At 72.1% G+C, this 16712-nt stretch carries 15 protein-coding genes; 7 read left to right on the plus strand and 8 right to left on the minus strand.

Annotation, left to right across the window (positions count from 1 at the left end; genetic code table 11):
* Nucleotides 1-7: 7 nt before the first annotated feature.
* Nucleotides 8-880: an XRE family transcriptional regulator gene (locus ABT342_RS29580; protein ID WP_351580555.1), complete on the plus strand. Its 873-nt coding sequence runs from the start codon at nucleotides 8-10 to the stop codon at nucleotides 878-880.
* 13 nt (nucleotides 881-893) lie between these two features.
* On the opposite strand, the gene ABT342_RS29585 is transcribed toward ABT342_RS29580, so the two are convergent.
* Both ABT342_RS29585 and ABT342_RS29590 read right to left on the minus strand, forming a co-directional pair.
* The gene (locus tag ABT342_RS29585) at nucleotides 894-2702 is read right to left on the minus strand and encodes an NHL domain-containing thioredoxin family protein (protein ID WP_351580558.1); all 1809 of its coding nucleotides are present in this window, start codon (nucleotides 2700-2702) and stop codon (nucleotides 894-896) included.
* A gap of 95 nt (nucleotides 2703-2797) precedes the next feature.
* The gene (locus tag ABT342_RS29590) at nucleotides 2798-3334 is read right to left on the minus strand and encodes a DUF4240 domain-containing protein (RefSeq protein ID WP_351580561.1); all 537 of its coding nucleotides are present in this window, start codon (nucleotides 3332-3334) and stop codon (nucleotides 2798-2800) included.
* A gap of 106 nt (nucleotides 3335-3440) precedes the next feature.
* On the opposite strand from ABT342_RS29590, the gene ABT342_RS29595 reads away from it, so the two are divergent.
* Complete coding sequence (locus ABT342_RS29595) at nucleotides 3441-3935, plus strand: LURP-one-related/scramblase family protein (RefSeq protein ID WP_351580564.1); 495 nt, start codon at nucleotides 3441-3443, stop codon at nucleotides 3933-3935.
* 68 nt (nucleotides 3936-4003) lie between these two features.
* Here ABT342_RS29595 and ABT342_RS29600 read toward each other — a convergent pair whose 3' ends face one another.
* Nucleotides 4004-5191, minus strand: coding sequence for a trans-sulfuration enzyme family protein (locus ABT342_RS29600; protein WP_351580567.1), 1188 nt, complete (start codon nucleotides 5189-5191; stop codon nucleotides 4004-4006).
* 132 nt (nucleotides 5192-5323) lie between these two features.
* Between ABT342_RS29600 and ABT342_RS29605 the strand changes: the two genes are divergently transcribed.
* On the plus strand, nucleotides 5324-6781 hold the full coding sequence (locus ABT342_RS29605) for an aminotransferase-like domain-containing protein (RefSeq protein ID WP_351580570.1): 1458 nt from the start codon (nucleotides 5324-5326) through the stop codon (nucleotides 6779-6781).
* Between the two features lie 147 nt (nucleotides 6782-6928).
* On the opposite strand, the gene ABT342_RS29610 is transcribed toward ABT342_RS29605, so the two are convergent.
* Nucleotides 6929-7723 carry a carbon-nitrogen family hydrolase gene (locus ABT342_RS29610; RefSeq protein ID WP_351580573.1) on the minus strand — a complete coding sequence of 265 codons (795 nt, stop codon included), beginning with the start codon at nucleotides 7721-7723 and terminating at the stop codon, nucleotides 6929-6931.
* Between the two features lie 134 nt (nucleotides 7724-7857).
* On the opposite strand from ABT342_RS29610, the gene ABT342_RS29615 reads away from it, so the two are divergent.
* The gene (locus tag ABT342_RS29615) at nucleotides 7858-8682 is read left to right on the plus strand and encodes a maleylpyruvate isomerase family mycothiol-dependent enzyme (protein ID WP_351580576.1); all 825 of its coding nucleotides are present in this window, start codon (nucleotides 7858-7860) and stop codon (nucleotides 8680-8682) included.
* Nucleotides 8683-8789: 107 nt separating this feature from the next.
* Here the strand turns inward: ABT342_RS29615 and ABT342_RS29620 are convergent, their stop codons facing one another.
* Nucleotides 8790-10091, minus strand: a complete 1302-nt coding sequence (locus tag ABT342_RS29620; RefSeq protein ID WP_351580579.1) for an MFS transporter — start codon at nucleotides 10089-10091, stop codon at nucleotides 8790-8792.
* On the minus strand, nucleotides 10088-10726 hold the full coding sequence (locus tag ABT342_RS29625; protein ID WP_351580582.1) for a GntR family transcriptional regulator: 639 nt from the start codon (nucleotides 10724-10726) through the stop codon (nucleotides 10088-10090). Before ABT342_RS29625 ends, ABT342_RS29620 begins: the two co-directional genes overlap by 4 nt.
* Nucleotides 10727-10935: 209 nt before the next feature.
* Between ABT342_RS29625 and ABT342_RS29630 the strand changes: the two genes are divergently transcribed.
* Together ABT342_RS29630 and ABT342_RS29635 are read left to right on the plus strand one after the other, a co-directional pair.
* Complete coding sequence (locus tag ABT342_RS29630) at nucleotides 10936-11850, plus strand: D-alanyl-D-alanine carboxypeptidase family protein (protein ID WP_351580585.1); 915 nt, start codon at nucleotides 10936-10938, stop codon at nucleotides 11848-11850.
* A gap of 94 nt (nucleotides 11851-11944) precedes the next feature.
* Nucleotides 11945-15445 carry a hypothetical protein gene (locus ABT342_RS29635; protein WP_351580588.1) on the plus strand — a complete coding sequence of 1167 codons (3501 nt, stop codon included), beginning with the start codon at nucleotides 11945-11947 and terminating at the stop codon, nucleotides 15443-15445.
* 103 nt (nucleotides 15446-15548) lie between these two features.
* Here the strand turns inward: ABT342_RS29635 and ABT342_RS29640 are convergent, their stop codons facing one another.
* The gene (locus ABT342_RS29640; protein ID WP_351580591.1) at nucleotides 15549-15980 is read right to left on the minus strand and encodes a hypothetical protein; all 432 of its coding nucleotides are present in this window, start codon (nucleotides 15978-15980) and stop codon (nucleotides 15549-15551) included.
* Between the two features lie 245 nt (nucleotides 15981-16225).
* Here ABT342_RS29640 and ABT342_RS29645 point away from each other — a divergent pair, with 245 nt between their 5' ends.
* Nucleotides 16226-16513, plus strand: a complete 288-nt coding sequence (locus tag ABT342_RS29645) for a hypothetical protein (RefSeq protein WP_351580594.1) — start codon at nucleotides 16226-16228, stop codon at nucleotides 16511-16513.
* On the opposite strand, the gene ABT342_RS29650 is transcribed toward ABT342_RS29645, so the two are convergent.
* Nucleotides 16500-16712, minus strand: a 213-nt coding sequence (locus tag ABT342_RS29650) for a 2-oxo acid dehydrogenase subunit E2 (protein ID WP_351580597.1), incomplete at its 5' end; no start/stop codon positions are given. The two genes, ABT342_RS29645 and ABT342_RS29650, sit on opposite strands and share 14 nt — an antisense overlap.

Here is a 16712-nt window from a genome sequence, read left to right on the forward strand (position 1 = left end):
GAACCGCATGAGCGAGCCTCCCGATCCGCACGACGCCCGTACACCGGCGGAATTCGCCGCCGCGCTACGACAGTTGCGCAAGTGGGCGGACCGGGGCCGCCGCTCGCTCGCCCGCCGGACGATCCCGGACAGGCTCCCGCCCGGCACCCGCGCCCTCCCCCCGGAGGAGTCCCTGATCGACTTCGTCCGCGCGTGCGGCGCGGATCCCGCCACCACCGAGGCCTGGCGGACCGTCCGGGAGCGTCTCGCCAGGACCGCGTACCCGGACCAGGACGAGGGCCAGGACGCGGACCAGGACCAGGACCGGGACGACCGTGACCGCTTCCGCTACGCGCCGATGGCGACCACCAGCGCCCTGGCCGCCGCAGGCGTCCTGGCACTCGCCCTGTGGCCCGGGACGCCCCTCTCGGCCACCACGCCGCCGGCGCCGAAGCCGTCACCGCCGCGGACCGTCGTGGTCGGCATCCACCCGGCGGACGCGCCGGACCGCTGCCTGACCGCCGGCCAGGAGCTCGGCACCGCGCGCGAGGTCGCCGTACAGCGCTCGTGCGCGAGCGCCCCGCTGCCCGAGGTCCGGCTCGAACCCGACGGCGCCGCCGATGTCTACCGCATCGAATGGCACGGCCCCGACGACGGCCCGCGCTGCCTCGGCGTCGACCGCTCCCGCACCGGCCCCGGGGCGCTGCTCTCACCCGGCGACTGCACCGGCGCCGACAGTGGACTGTTCCAGCTGGAACCGTCCGGCGGCGGCCACCGGTTGCGCCCGCTCCACAGCGGCCTGTGCGTCGGCTTCCTGCCGCCGTACGACGAGGGCGCCGAAGCCGTCCAGACGAGCTGCACCGGAGGCAGCGATCAGGTCTTCCACGTCAGCCCCCGGTGACCGGCTCCGGCTCCTACGCGTCCATGCCCGCCAGCACCAGCGGCAGCCGCGCCACTCCCTCGGCCGTCACCCGCACCGGAACTCCCCAGTCCTGCTGGTGCACATGGCACGCCGGATATTCGTTGTCGGGGTCGTCGTCGCACGACGCCGCCATCGCCGAGACGTGCAGCACGCCCTCCGTCACCGCCGGATTCAGCTCCAGCTCCCGGAACAGATCCGTCCCCGCGCCCTCACCGCCCGTCAGCAGCTCCGGCGGCGTCGAGGAGACGAGCAGCCGGGTCGAGGGCCCATAACGGGTGTCGAGCTTCTGCCCGGCCGGCGCCTGGAAGACCACGTCCAGCCGCAGCGTCCCCGGGGCGACGTCGGTCGCGGCGCGCTGCGTGCGGTGGGCGACCGCCTCGACGCGTACGGCCTCCTCGGGCAGCCGCAGCCTGGTCAGCCGGTGCCGGGCCGACTCGACGACGACGATGTCCTCGCCGGCCAGGACGGCGGCGGACGGCTCGCGCAGATCGGTGGCCAGGGTGGTGACCTCGCCGGTCGCCGGGTCGTAGCGGCGCAGCGCGTGGTTGTACGTGTCCGAGACGGCGACCGAGCCGTCCGGCAGAACGGTCACCCCCAGCGGGTGCTGGAGCAGCGCCTGTCCGGCGTCCCCGTCCCGGTGTCCGAAGTCGAAGAGCCCCGTCCCGACGGCGGTGTGCACGACGCCGTCGGTGTCGATCCAGCGCAGCGCGGAGGTCTCCGAGTCGGCGATCCACAGCCGGTCCCCCGCGGCGGCGAGCCCGGACGGCTGTGCGAACCACGCTTCTGCGGCCGGCCCGTCGACCAGGCCCTCGTTCGTCGTACCGGCGGCCACCTGGACGGTCCCGGCCTCGGGGTCGTACGTCCACAGCTGGTGCACACCGGCCATGGCGATCCACACCTTGCCCTGCCACCAGGCCACGTCCCACGGCGAGGACAGATCCACCTCACGGGCGGGCCCGGACGTGGGCGAGCCCTGCCACCACTGCCGCCCGGTCCCGGCGACGATCTCGATCGCGCCGCTTGCCGGGTCGTACGTCCGCAGCGCGTGGTTCACGGTGTCCGCGACGACGACCTTCCCGTCCGGCAGCAGCGCGAGCCCCTGCGGCTCCCGGAACTCCCCGTCCCCGATCCGCCGGACGACGCTCTCGCCGTCCGCCTCCAGCTCGACCAGCTGGTGCCGGGTCGAGTCGGACACCAGGAAGTTCCCGGACGGCAACAGCACGGCCTTGCCGGGGAAGCGCAGATCGGTCGCGACGGGCTCCGGTGCCACGTACGGCCCGTCCCCGCGCCGCAGCGTCCCCTTCGCCTCGTGCTCCGCCTCCAGCTCCTCCACCAGCCGCTCGATGGCGTGCGCGTGCCCCTCACCGGCGTGCTGGGCGACGACGTACCCCTCGGGGTCGATGACGACGAGCGTGGGCCAGGCCCGTACGGCGTACTGCTTCCAGGTCTCGAGCTCGGGGTCGTCGAGGACGGGGTGATGCACCTCGTACCGCTCGACGGCGTCGACGACGGCCTGGTGCTCGGCCTCGTGGACGAACTTCGGCGAGTGCACGCCGATGATCACGAGGGTGTCCCGGTGCTTCTCCTCCAGCTCGCGCAACTCGTCCAGGACGTGCAGGCAATTCACACAGCAAAATGTCCAGAAATCAACAACAACGCACTTGCCTCGCAGGTCGGCGAGGCTGAGCTCTTTGCCGCCGGTGTTGAGCCAGCCACCCTTGCCGATCAGCTCGGGGGCACGGACACGGGCACGGCGGCGGGGCGCGGGCGCGGGGGTGGGCGCCTGGGCGGCATCGTTCATGCTTCAAGCTTGCCATCCGGGTATGAACGCCTGATCACGGCCGCACGACGCGGGTCGGCTCCCCGGGCGGAACGAGCCACTCCCTCTCTCCGCCCTCAGTCCAGGTAGATCGCCGCCAGGCCCGGCAGCCGCCGCGCTGCCTCCTCGTCGTCCTGGAAGGCTTCGTCCCAGTCCGGGTCGAGGTCCGGATACCGAATGGTGAACGCGTCGGCGGGCAGCTCCTCACCGGTCGCCGCCAAGTGGGCGTCCCAGGCGATGCCCAGGGCGGCTTCGCATTCGAGGTCCATGCCCGCGGCTTCGGCGGCGCGCAGGGCCGGGTGGTCCGCGAGAGTGTCCGGGTCGGAGACGGCGCGCTCGAAGACGTCGCGGCCCTGGACTATGAGCCAGCCGCGGAAGTAATCGAAGCCGTCGTCGGAGCAGCCGCCGTTGATCATGTAGGCGGCGGCCCAGAGCGGGCTCCGGTACGAGGCGGCCATCAGGTCCCAGAAGATCTGCTGGGCCGCGACGATCTCCCCGCGCGGGTGCCGCGCCAGCAGGGCTGCGGCGTGCGCGGCCACCGCCTCGCCGTCCGTCGCGTCCGCGACCTGGTGGCGGGCCTCGTCGATCACGTGCCAGAACGTCTCCGTGTCCATGGGGCAGAGCCTGGCAGGTGCCTCTGACAGCGCAGTGGGAGGCGATGGCGGTCTGTGGACAACGGACGCGCATGGAATCGCCCGGGTACGGGGAACCCATCGGCGCATGAAATACCTCGTACGCGACAAGATCCTCGCCATCGGCGACGACTTCTGGATCGAGGACGAGCGCGGCCGGCGCGCCTTCCTCGTCGACGGCAAGGCGCTTCGGCTGCGGGACACCCTGGAGCTCAAAGACCCCGCCGGGCGGGTGCTGATCACGTTGCGGCAGATGATGTTCGGCCTGCGTGACGCGATGACCGTCGAGCGCGACGGGCGGCCGCTCGCCGTCGTGCGGCGCAAGCGGCTGTCGCTGCTGCGCAACCACTTCCGGGTGGGGCTCGCCGACGGAGCGACCGAGCTGGATGTCAGCGGGAAGATCCTGGACCGGGAGTTCGCGGTCGAGTACGACGGGGAGCTGCTGGCCGACATCTCGCGCAGGTGGCTCACGGTCAGAGACACCTACACGGTGGATGTCGTGCGGGAGGACGCGGACGCGGCGCTGCTGATCGCCGTGGCCGCGTGCGTGATCCGGATGGCCGAGCGGGAACGGGAGGGCTGAGCGGGCGCGGGAGGACCGAGAGCCGTCGGTCGGACGGCCTCGGCCATGGACAGGGCCTGGGCCGTCGGTCAGACCGCCTTGGACAGGGCCCGTTCGATGTCGGACCAGAGGTCCTCGATGTGCTCGATGCCGACGGCGAGCCGGACCGTGCCCTGGCCGATGCCCGCGGCGGCGAGGGCGTCGTCCGACAGCTGGCGGTGCGAGGTGCTCGCCGGGTGCATGACCAGCGTCTTGACGTCGCCGAGGGACGCGCTGAGCGAGGCCAGGCGGACCGCTTCGATGAACACGCGGCCCGCCTCGCGGCCGCCCGCCAGGTCGAAGGAGACGACACCGCCGCCCGCGCCCCCGGCCAGCAGGCGCCGGGCGGTCGCGTGGTCCGGGTGGCCGGGGAGGCCGGGGTAGCGGACGGCGGCGACGGCGGGGTGGGTGGCGAGGCGCTCGGCCAGGGCGAGCGCGTTGGCGCACTGGCGTTCCATGCGCAGGGGCAGGGTCTGCATGCCGCGCAGGGTCAGCCAGGCGGCGAACGGGTCGGCGCTGGCGCCCTGTTCGACGGAGTGCTCCCACACCCGCCGGTGCACCTCGGCGGACCCGAAGACGGCGACGCCGCCGAGGACGTCGGCGTGGCCCGCGATGAACTTGGTGGCCGAGTGGACGACGACGTCGGCGCCGTGCTCCAAGGGGCGGCACAGCAGCGGCGAGGCGAACGTGTTGTCGACGACGCTGAGCACGTCGGGGCGGTCCGCGACCTCGGCGATGAGCGCGGGCAGATCGGCGACCGCGGTGGTCGGGTTGGCGATCGTCTCCAGGTAGAGCAGGCGCGTGGTGGGCCGCAGTGCCGCGCGCACCTCGGCGGGGTCGTCGCCGGAGACATGGGTGACCTCGACGCCCCAGCGCTCGGCGAGATCGGTCAGGACGGCATACGTACCGCCGTAGAGACAGCGCTGGGCGATGACGTGGTCGCCGGAGCGCAACAGCCCGAGGAGTACGGCGTTGATGGCGCCCATCCCGGAGGCGAAGGCCGCACCCGCCGCGCCGCCCTCGAGACGGGTGACGGCCTCTTCGAGGGCCCGCACGGTCGGGTTGCCGACGCGGCTGTAGAGGAAGGGGCCGTCGGATGCGTGAAAGGCGTCGGCCATCACGTCGGCGTTGTCGAAGCCGAAGACGTGCCCCTGGTAGATCGGGACGCCGAGCGGCCTGCTCCCGGTCGGCTCGGGCACGGGCGGGTGGGCGGAAAGGGTCTCGGGGTGGAGGCTCATGACGTTCAGTCTGGTGAGAACCCGGTTGCCGCTACAGGGCCAATCACGAGAGATTGGTCCGCCCATGCGGCCAATTGACGAGGGTGGGTGCGGTGCCATGGGCGGGGTGAGGGTCATGGACGGCGCGAGGCGATGGATCGCGTGAGGGCCATGGACGACGATCTGGTGGCCCGGCTCGGCCGTTGGTCCGCCGGGCGCGGCCCGCTCTACCTGCTGCTCGCCACGCGCATCAGACGGCTGATCGACGAAGGGGTGCTGCCACCCGGAAGCCTGCTGCCGCCCGACCGACGGCTGGCTGCCGCGCTCGCGGTCGGCCGGACCACGGTCGTCGCCGCGTACGACGCGCTGCGCGCGGAGGGCCGGGTGGTACGGCGGCAGGGCAGCGGCACCAGGGTGGCTCCCGCGGCCCTGGCCCCCGAGCCGCGCGTCAAGGAGACCTCCAATCCGCTGTTCCTGCACCTGCTGGAGGCGCCGGACGACGTGATCCTGCTGAGCTGCGCCGCGCCGACCAGCGCGCCCCCGGAGGTCGCGCGGGCGTACGCGACGATGACGCTGCCGGTCGGGGACCTGGGCTACCACCCGGCGGGGCTGGCCCCGCTGCGCTCGGCTCTCGCGGCGCGTTACGCCGAGCGGGGCGTCCCGACGGCGGCGGAGCAGATCCTCGTGACCACGGGTGCGCAGCAGGCTCTGTCGCTGCTGACCCGGCTGCTGGTGGCGCCCGGCGACGGCGTGCTGGTGGAGGCGCCGACGTACCCCGGTGCGCTGGACCTGTTCCGGGAGGCGTCGGCGGTGCTGCACCCGGTGACGGCGGGGCGGGACGGGGTCGACGCGGCGCTGCGGGTGATGAGCCGCCACCGGCCGGTCCTGTCGTACGTCATCGCCGCGTACCAGAACCCGACCGGGGCCGTACTGCCGTCGCTGGCGGGGCGGCGGCTCGTCGAGACGGCCGGGGAGCTGGGGCTTCCGCTCGTCGATGACGAGGTCCTCGCCGATCTGGCGTTCTCGGGGCAGGCGCCTCGGCCGCTCGCGGCGTACGGGGACGTGATCGGGGTGGGGTCGCTCAGCAAGGTGGTGTGGGCGGGGCTGCGCATCGGCTGGGTCCGGGGTCCGGCGCCGCTGATCGCGCGCCTCGCGCGGCTGAAGGCGATTCACGACCTCGGCAGCGACGTGCCCTCGCAGCTGGCGGCGGTGCGGCTGCTGGCCGGCTTCGAGACGATCCGCGCGAGGCGGGTCGCGGAGCTGAGCGCGGGGCACGACCAGCTGCGCGCCGAGCTGGCGCGGTGGCTGCCGTCCTGGACGTGTGTACCGGCGACGGGCGGCCAGACCCTGTGGGTACGGCTCCCGTACGGCGACGGCGTCTCGTTCGCCCAACTCGCGCTGCGGCACGGGGTGGCGGTGCTGCCCGGCGCGACGGTGGATCCGCTCGGGGCCAGTGGCCCGTTCCTGCGGCTGCACTTCCTGGCGGACGCGGCGGTGCTGTCGGAGGCGGTGCGGCGGCTCGCGGGGGCATGGGAGGAGTACGGGGACGGCGGCGCGGGTGTCTCCACCTCGCTCGGCGCGGCCGCGTCGCTGAACGCGATCGTCGTGTAGGGCGCCGCATCCCACGCGGGAGGCGGTACGCGGTATGCGCGGGCGTACCCCTGTGTACGCGTCCGCACCCTGCGGCGCGCGGCCCGCACCCCACGCGCGCCACACCTGACGCGGGCGGCGGGAACCCCTACGCGCGCGGCATACCCCTTACGCGCCTGGCGCCCCCAGCCCCAGCACGCGGTCCTTCAGGGCCGGGAACTGCTCACGGGTCTCGGCGACCTTCGGCATGTCGAGGTCGACGGTCAGGACCTCCTCCGCCGCGCCCGCCTCCGCGAGGATCTCGCCCCAGGGGTCGACGACGATGCTGTGCCCGGCCTGTTCGACGCCCCCGTTCGTGCCGGAGCTGCCGACGGCGAGGACGTACGACTGGTTCTCCACGGCGCGGGCCTGGGCCAGGAGCGTCCAGTGGGCGCGGCGGCGCTCGGGCCAGCCGGCCGGGATGACGAGGACGTCCGCGCCGGCGTCGACGAGGCCCCGGAAGAGCTCGGGGAAGCGGAGGTCGTAGCAGGTGGCGAGGCCGAGGGTGGCTTCGGGGAGCGGGACGGTGACGAGCTCGGTGCCCGCCGCCATCATCACCGCCTCGCCCCTGTCGAAGCCGAAGCGGTGGATCTTGCGGTAGACGCGGACGAGCTCTCCGGCGGGCGAGAAGACGAGCGAGGTGTTGTAGAGGGACCCGTCGGGGGCCCGTTCGACGAGGGAGCCCGCGTGCAGCCAGACACCCGTGTCGGCGGCGGCCTTGGCCATCGCCTCGTGCGTCGGGCCCTCCAGCGGTTCCGCTTCCGTCTCGAAGGACTCGTACGCGAAGGCTCCGACCGTCCAGAGTTCGGGCAGGACGACAAGGTCCGCGCCGCGCTGTTCCCGTACGAGGGAAGCGGCTCGCTGCCTTCGGGATTCGACCGATTCGCCCGGGTCTACTGCGATCTGGATGAGTGAGGCGCGCACACTACCACCGTCCTGGCATTCGAGCCGTCAACACGGGCCTACGATCGTCACACGAAAGCACTGCCGGGGTGCCCGGGGGCAGCGTAACTTAACCCCCACAGCACCCAGCCCGCGCACAACCGCCGAGGGGTTCCGTGACCGTCCATCCCAGTCTCCAGACCTACGCCGACGCCTGGACCCACTCCATCGAAGCCATATCCGAGCTGGTGCAGCCGCTCGTCGAAGGGGAATGGAACCGCGCGACGCCGTGCCCCGCGTGGTCGGTGCGCGACATCGTGTCGCATGTCATCGGCATGGAGTGCGAGATGCTCGGCGATCCCCGGCCGATCCACACCCTGCCGCGCGATCTCTACCACGTGCGCAGTGAGTTCGCGCGCTACATGGAGATGCAGGTCGATGTGCGCCGGCACCACACGGCGCCCGAGATGACCTCCGAGCTGGAGTACACGATCATCCGGCGCAACCGGCAGATCCGGAACGAGAACCGCGCGCCCGACACCATGGTCCGCGCCCCGCTCGGTGCCGAGCAGACGCTGGAACTGGCCTACCGGATGCGCGCCTTCGACGTCTGGCTGCACGAGCAGGACCTGCGGGCTGCGCTGAACAAGCCGGGCAACCTCGACTCCCCCGGCGCGTTCGTCGCGCGGGACAACTTCCTCACCGTCCTGCCGAAGGTGGTCGCCAAGGACGCCGGCGCCCCGCCGAACTCGGCGGTGGTCTTCGATGTCAGCGGTCCCGTGGAGTTCCTGCGTACCGTGCGCGTGGACGCGGAGGGGCACGGCACGATCGACGGCGCGCCTTCGCTGGGCCCGGCGGCGACGCTCGCGCTGGACTGGGAGACGTACGTCCGCCTCGCCGCGGGGCGGGTCCGGCCGGCGGCCGTCGCCGACCGGGTCAAGATCGAGGGCGACGCGGAGCTGGCGGCGGCGATCCTGGACGCGTTCGCGGTGACGCCGTAGCGCGGGCGGGGCCGCCCCGCTCTCAGGGTCCCGGCCCCACACCGGCCCCACACCGGGCCCGCCCCGGCACCACCGCGGGCCGTCGCACCGGGCCGTCATGCCGGTGGTCACGCCGGTACGTGCACGGCCTCCACCCGGCTCGCCACGAGCCGCTCGCGTTCCCGGCGCGCCGTGCGTGCCCGCAGCCGCAGGATCTGGACGACCCCCAGCGCCTCCAGGACGTACACGCACGAGAACGCGATCCGGTAGTTGTCACCGGTCGCGTCCAGCAGCACCCCCACGGCGAGCAGCGTCGTCATCGAGGCCGTGAACCCGCCCATGTTCACGATCCCGGACGCCGTGCCCTGCCGTTCGGGCGGATTCGCGGGCCGGGCGTAGTCGAAGCCGATCATCGAGGCGGGTCCGCAGGCGCCGAGGACCGTGCACAGGGTGATCAGCAGCCACATGGGAGCGGCGGCGCCCGGGTAGGCGATGGTGGCTCCCCATACCGCTGCCGTCGCCGCAATGGTGCCCAGCGCCAGTGGCATCCGCGCGGCATGGTGCCGGGCGATGATCTGCCCGTAGACGAGGCCCACCACCATGTTGGAGACCACCACCAGGGTGAGCAGTTCGCCCGCCGTCCCCCGCGACAGCCCCTGGGCCTCGACGAGGAACGGCAGCCCCCACAGCAGCAGGAACACCATGGCGGGGAACTGGGTGGTGAAGTGCACCCACATACCGAGCCGGGTGCCGGGCTCGCGCCAGGACTCGGCGATCAGCTTGCGGACGAAGGCGGGCCCGGAATGTGCGGGCGGAGCCGGCTCGTACCCCTCGGGATGGTCCTTGAGGAACAGCGCGAGGAGTACGAAGACGACCGCTCCGGCCGCCGCGCTCCCGGCGAAGGTGGCGGTCCAGCCCATGCCGTGCAGCATGCGGGAGATGACGATCGTGGAGACGAGGTTGCCGGCCATTCCGCAGAGCCCGGCGATCTGGGCGATGAGCGGCCCCTGGCGGGCGGGGAACCAGCGCGAGCCGAGCCGCAGGACGCTGATGAACGTCATCGCGTCGCCGCAGCCGAGCAGGACGCGGGAGGCGAGTGCCATGCCGTAGGAGGGGGAGAGCGCGAAGCCGAGCTGTCCCGCCGTGAACAGCACGACGCCGATCGTGAGGACCTTCTTGGTGCCGAGCCGGTCGACGAGCAGGCCGACGGGTATCTGCATACCGGCGTAGACCAGCAGCTGGAGTATGGACAAGGTGGACAGCGCGGAGGCGTTGACGTCGAAGCGGTCGGCGGCGTCGAGTCCGGCGACGCCCAGCGACGTACGGAAGATCACGGCGACGAAGTAGACGGCGGCGCCGATGCCCCAGATCGTGTACGCCCGGCGGCCGCCGGGTGGATCACCGGGGAGGGACGCGGCGGCGGTGCTCATCGCTCCTCACCCCGCACCAGCACCTTGACCCAGCTCAGGTGCTGGCGCACGCAGTGCGCGGCGCGCTCGGTGTCACCGGCCCTGATGGCCTCCAGCATCTCGGCGTGCTCCGTGATGTTCTTGGCGATCCGGTGGGGCTGGGAGTGCATCACGGCGACGCCCATCCGCAGCTGCCGGTCGCGCAGCTGGTCGTAGAGGCGGGAGAGGATCTCGTTGCCCGCGTTGCGGACGATCTCCGCGTGGAAGCAGCGGTCGGTGACGGCGACGGCCGCGAGGTCGCCGGCCTCGGCGCGCTGCTTCTGCTCCGCCAGCAGCTCTTCCAGGCGGGCGATCAGCCCGGGGGACGCCGGTACGGCCTTGCGTACGGCGAACTCCTCGACCAGCAGCCGGGTCTCCACGACATCGGCGATCTCCTGGGCGGAGACGGCGAGCACGAGGGCGCCCTTCTTCGGGTAGAGCTTGAGCAGCCCTTCCATCTCCAGCTTGAGCAGCGCCTCGCGGACGGGTGTCCGGGACACCCCGACGGCCTCGGCGAGCTCGCCCTCGGTGAGCAGGGTGCCCCCCTCGTAACGGCGGTCGAGCACGGCCTGCTTGATGTGGGTGTAGACGCGGTCGGCGGCGGGGGCGGCTGGCATGCGCACAGCTTAGATACAACAGGGGTGCATCAGGTATCCCTGTCCACGATGCAGGACGCATGCAGGACAAGGGGGACAGAGATTTGTGCGCTGGGCGTACATCCATACGCCCCCCTCGCGAGTCTCGTACGTCGACAGCCGCCGATCACCTCGGCTGCCTTCGACAACGTCACCTCGGAGCATCTCCTTTGATAACCAGTCACAAGGGCGTGCGCAGATTCGCCACGGTCGCCCTCGCGAGCGGTCTGCTGCTGACGGCCTCCCCTCTGGCCACGCCCGCCCAGGCCGCCGTTCCGGTCCCCACCATCAGCGGCAAGGGCGCCTATCTGATGGACCAGGTGACGGGGAAGCCCGCCTATTTCAAGGGCAAGGACGTGCGGCGCCAGATGGCCAGCACGACCAAGATCATGACGGCCGCCGTCGTGGTCACCACGCCGGGCGTGGACCTGAACAAGAAGATCAAGGTCCAGCAGGCGTACCGCGACTACGTCGTCAAGAACGGCGCGAGCACCGCCGACCTGCGCACCGGTGACACGCTCACCGTCCGCCAGCTCCTGTACGGCGTGATGCTGCCGTCCGGCTGCGACGCCTCCTACGCCCTCGCCGACGCCTTCGGCAAGGGCACGACCAGCGCCGCGCGCACCAAGAACTTCATCGCGCAGATGAACGCGAAGGCCACCTCGCTCGGTCTGAAGAACACGAAGTTCGACTCGTTCGACGGCATCTCGTCGGCGGGCTACAACTACACGACCCCCGAGGACCTGGCGAAGATCGCCCGGTACGCGATGGGCAACGTCAACTTCCGCGCCGTCGTCAAGGCCCCGTCGTACAAGACCACGGCGACGACGAGCACGGGCGGCACCCGCACGTACACCTGGTACAACACCAACAAGCTGCTCGGCTCCTACAGCGGCACCACCGGCGTCAAGACCGGCACGGGCACGGCCGCCGGGCCCTGCCTCGTCTTCGCCGCGGCGCGGGGCGGCAAGTACTACATCGGCGTCATCCTCAACGGCACCGACCGCTACAACGACGCGGGCAAGCTGCTGGACTACGGCTTCGGTTCCAGCACCGCCACGACCATGAGGCTGCGGACGCTGCCGCAGGGCGCGCAGCAGGACTGACGGCGCGTCGCCACAGCGACCGTCTCCCGGGGTGCGGCCATGGCCGCACCCCGGTTCTTTCTCATCCCACCTGCCTGATCATCAGAGGAACGGCATGTCTCCACACCCGTGTACGCGCGCCAGAGCCGCGTCGTACACCGCACTGCTGCTGACAGCGTCGGTTCTGCTGTCGCTGCTGCTGCCGGGCGCCACCGGACCGGCGTACGCCACCACGACCACCACCCCGACCGCGGCCACGGCGGCCGAGGACTGCGCCGTGCTGCCCCTCGCCCCCTTCGGCGACCCGGGCTCCGCGGTGGGCAAGGTACCGCTGGCCGGCAACGGAACCGCCTGCTTCACCTTCACGGCCGAGCAGCCGGGCATGCACCGTGTCCTCCTGAAGGTCCAGCACCACAACACCTACGTCTCGGTCTTCGACGGCGAGACCGAGCTCGACTGCTACGACGACACGTGGGGCGAGGGCTGGTGCCCGCTGCCCCGCGCCGGGGACTTCACGCTGAGGCTCCTCAACAACACGGTCGACCCGGACGAGGCCACCGTCACCGTCACCCCCCTCGCCACCACCGCCAACTGCGGCCCGGAGACCGGCACCTCGTGGGACGCCGCTCCCGTCACGGGCTCCGCGACCGGCGCGCTGGCGATCCAGTGCCAGCCGTTCAGCGGGAAGCCGGGCGAGCGGATCACCGTAGACGCCCGCACCACCAAGTACGGCATCATCGAGTCCTGGATCACCGACGGGACCGGCACCCGGATCTGCCCGTGGCGGGGCGAGGACGGCGGCGAGGGCTGCGTACTCCCCGGCACCGGCCCGTACCGGGTGCTCACCCGGGTCAAGGAGGTCGAGGACGGCTTCCCCGGCGCGTACACCCTGGCGGTCCGCCGGCTGTCCGAGCCGGAGGGCTGCGCGCGCGTGCCCGTGAACGGGTACAACGCCGCTCCGACCACCGTGGAGCCGGCCGCCAACTGCAAAACCTTCTCGGCCCCGGCCGCCGGCCGCTACCACGTGTACGCGGTCCACTCGGGCGATCGCACCCCGCTGCGCGTGTACGACAGGGCCGGAAAGACCGCCTGCGAGTCCTGGAACGCCTGCGAGCTGCCCGGCGCCGGTGACTACACCGTGGTCACGGGCCTTTCGACCCTGATCATCGACCGGGCGTCCGCCGCGGGCTGCGAGCCCGCAGCACTGGGCGTCCACCAGGGTGCCCTGACCGCGGGCGGCGAGATCGACTGTCTGACTCTGCCGCTGCCCGAGGGCGCCCGCATGGCCGCCCTCAAGCCGCTGACCGCCGCCGGGCCGGACGTCGACGTCATCGTGGCCGACGCCACCGGCACCTACGTGTGCCACGAACCGGACCTGAGCGCGGGCACCTGCCAACTCACCGGTACCGCCCCGTTCCGCGCCCTGGTCTCCACCGACAACGAGAACGAGCCCACCGGCCCGTACGCGCTCGCCCTGCACCGTACGGACGTGGCGAACTCCTGCCAGGCCGTCCCGGCGGGCGACTTCACCGCCGGGAGCGCCTCGGCCCGGATCGACACCGGCAACGGCACGTTCTCGCACTGCCTGAGCATCCCGGCCGACGACCACACAGCGGTGGAGACCCTCCAGCTCCAGGTGACCGAGGGCTCGTCCACCGCCGCCTACTCGGTGGTGGACGTCAACGGCACCCGGGCGTGCGGCACCGACGCCGCCAAGAACACCTGGGCGGTCTGCAACCTCACCCCGGGCGTCGCGCACACCGTGCTCGTCACCGGGCACGACATCGCCAACGGCTACACCCTGACCCGGCGCGACGTCACCCAGGCCGCCAAGGGCTGCGTCGCGAACCCGGCGACCGCCGTCGGCGGCCCGTCCACGAGCGGTCCGACCGGCGCGCCGGGCACGGCGGTCTGCCGCCAGGTGACGACCGCGGACGCCAAGGACACGCTGCACCTGAACGTCCGGGACGCCCTGGGCTCCGCGCGGATGACGGTCTTCGACGCGGACGGCAAGGTCGTCTGCGGCTCCGGGAGCAACAAGTCCTGCGCGGTCACCGGCTCCGCCCGCTACCAGGCGCTCGTCACCGTCCCGGCCGTCTGGGAGGCCGCGCCTTCCTACCGGTTCGACGCCCTGCGCATCGCCACGGCGGCGGGACCGGCGCCCGAGTGCGCCAAGGTCCCGAACATCAGCTACGGATACGGCCCGCTCACCGGCACCCTGACCGAGCAGCACACCGCCGACTGCGCGGTCCTGCCCACGGCGTACCGCGACCGCCTGAAGGTCAAGGTCGCCGACACCACGGCCGCCGCCGAGACCGCCGTGCCCGAGCTGTACGACGCGAGCCTGGGCAACGGCTGCTCCTGGTGGTCCCCCACCAAGGAATGGCAGTGCGCGGTGGACGAGCCCTACACCACGGGCGCCACCCCGAGCATCCTGGTCCTCGGCCTGCCCGAGACGACCTCGCAGACCGCCTACCGCGCGGACATCGCCTGCGCGGCCTCCCTCTGCGGCCCCGAGCGGATCTCCGTCTCCTCGGTGGCCCCGACCACCGGCGTCAGCGGCACCAAGGTCACGGTCACGGCGACGGGCACCGCCCTGCGCGCGGACGACAAGATCCGCCTCAGCTCCGGTGACAAGGACCTGGAGTTCCCGGCCACCTCGGTCTCGGCCGACCGCAAGACGCTGACGGCCGTCGTGGACCTGACCGGCATCGCGCCGGGCGGCTGGTACATCAGCGTCGTCACCCACAACGCGCAGCAGTGGGGCGCGGGCAGCTTCACCGTCACCGCCCCCGCCGCGCTGAAGAACACCGCCGCCCCGTCGTTCACCGGCACCCCGCAGGTCGGCGCCACGCTCACCGCCGCGCCGGGCTCCTGGTCGCAGACGCCGGAGTCGTACGCGTACCAGTGGAAGGCGAACGGCGTCGCGATCCCCGGGGCCACCGCCGCCACGTACACCGTCCCGGCGGCAGTGCTGGGCAAGTCCGTGTCCGTCACCGTCACGGCCCGCCGGGCCGGGTACGCCGACGGATCCGCCACCTCGGCCGCCGTCGTGGTCGCCAAGGGCGTCGCCCCGAAGGCCACGACCGCCCCGAAGCTGAGCGGCACCGTGCAGGTGGGCGCGAGGGTCGGCGTCTCGCTGGGGGGCTGGGCGCCGTCGCCGACGTCGTACACGTACCAGTGGAAGGCGAACGGCGTGGCGATCTCGGGGGCCACCGCCTCCAGCTACGTCGTCCCGGCGACGCTGCTCGGCAAGCAGCTCTCCGTCACCGTGACCGCCCTTCGGACGGGTCACGCGAACGGAGCCGCCACCACCGCCCCGGTCGTGATCGCCAAGGGCGTCGCCCCGAAGGCGACCGTGCTGCCGGTGATCACGGGCACGGCCAAGGTGGGCCGCACGCTCACCGCCGGCCGTGGCACATGGACGCCGACGCCGGCCTCGTACGGCTACCAGTGGTACGAGAACGGCCGGGCGATCGTGGGCGCGACCAAGTCCACGCTGGTCCTCAAGACCGCCCAGCGCGGCAAGAAGATCACGGTCAAGGTCACCGCCCACCGCACCGGGCACCTGAGCGGTGCTGCCACGAGCAGGCCGACGGCGACGGTCGTCAGCTGAGCGGGTAGCGGGCAGCGGAAACGGATCGGCCCCGCCGGACAGTGACTGTCCGGCGGGGCCGATCTGTTTTCGCCGAGCGGGGCTCAGGTCAACGGAGCCGGGTTCAGGCGCCGATCGACTCCCAGGGGCTCCACGACGTCGAGACCTTGTCCGGCCCGTTCGCCCCGTCGCGCAGGATGAGCTTGAACCGGACCTTCTTGTCCTCGCGCATGTCGTAGTTGCAGGTCTTCGTCGTCCCGGCACCGCCGGCCGCGTGGCACTCACCGGACCGGCCGTAGTTCGTCTCCCACTTGACCACGGTGCGCAGACCGTCCGCCTCATGGTCGGCCGCGCCGAACTTGTCACCGTTCGGGTCGAAGCACCCCCTCGCCAGGAGGTTCGATCCGGCACTCAGCTCGATGCAGGATATGCCCCCGTTCACCCCGACCCGGGTCGTCGTGGACTGCTCGGCGGCCTGGGCGGGGGCGGTCGCGATCCCGACGCCCGCGAGTCCCACGATGGCCGTGGCTGCTGCTGTGGCTATCTGACGCTTCAAGGCTCTTCTCTCCCTCGTTGATGTCCAGTGACAGCTGGTCGGGCTGCCTCCTGCCACAGCAGCCAAGCGCCCGCCCCGGGCCCGAGGGAAGGAAATCCGGGCAGGCTGTCGCCTTCCCGCCACCTCGCCTCCGGCGCTCAACCCCGGGGCCCTGGCAGGCGTGGAACGGTGGCCGATTACACCGTTATGAACGAGGCATTACGGTGTTATGTTGGCCCGGGAACGACAGGGGGAGGACCGAGCCGATGAGGCCCGAAGAGATCCATCGCATCGTGGAGTTACTGGCCAAGGGCTGGAGCGACGAGCGGATATCCCGCGAGCTCGTCCTCAGCACCCGCACCGTGCAGCGGCGCGTCCGCGACCTGATGGCGGCGGCCGGCTGCGGCAGCCGCTTCGCGCTCGGCTTCGCGATGGGCGCCCACTGGGCGCGGTCCCGGGCCAACGGGGGCGGCCCCGGACGCACTTCGCGTCCGGGGCCGCCTCACCGGGCCGTGCCGGTGTTTCACGTGGAACGGGACATCAGCCCCAGGTGATGAGCCGCTTCGGGTTCTCGAGGATCGCGGCGGTGTCCGCCAGGACCTTGGAGCCGAGTTCACCGTCGACCAGACGGTGATCGAAGGAGAGCGCGAGAGTCGTCACCTGACGCGGCTTCACCTTGCCCTTGTGGACCCACGGCTGGAGCTTGATCGCACCGACCGCGAGAATCGCGGACTCGCCCGGGTTGAGGATCGG

Source organism: Streptomyces sp. NPDC000410, assembly GCF_040300305.1.
GTDB lineage: Bacteria > Actinomycetota > Actinomycetes > Streptomycetales > Streptomycetaceae > Streptomyces.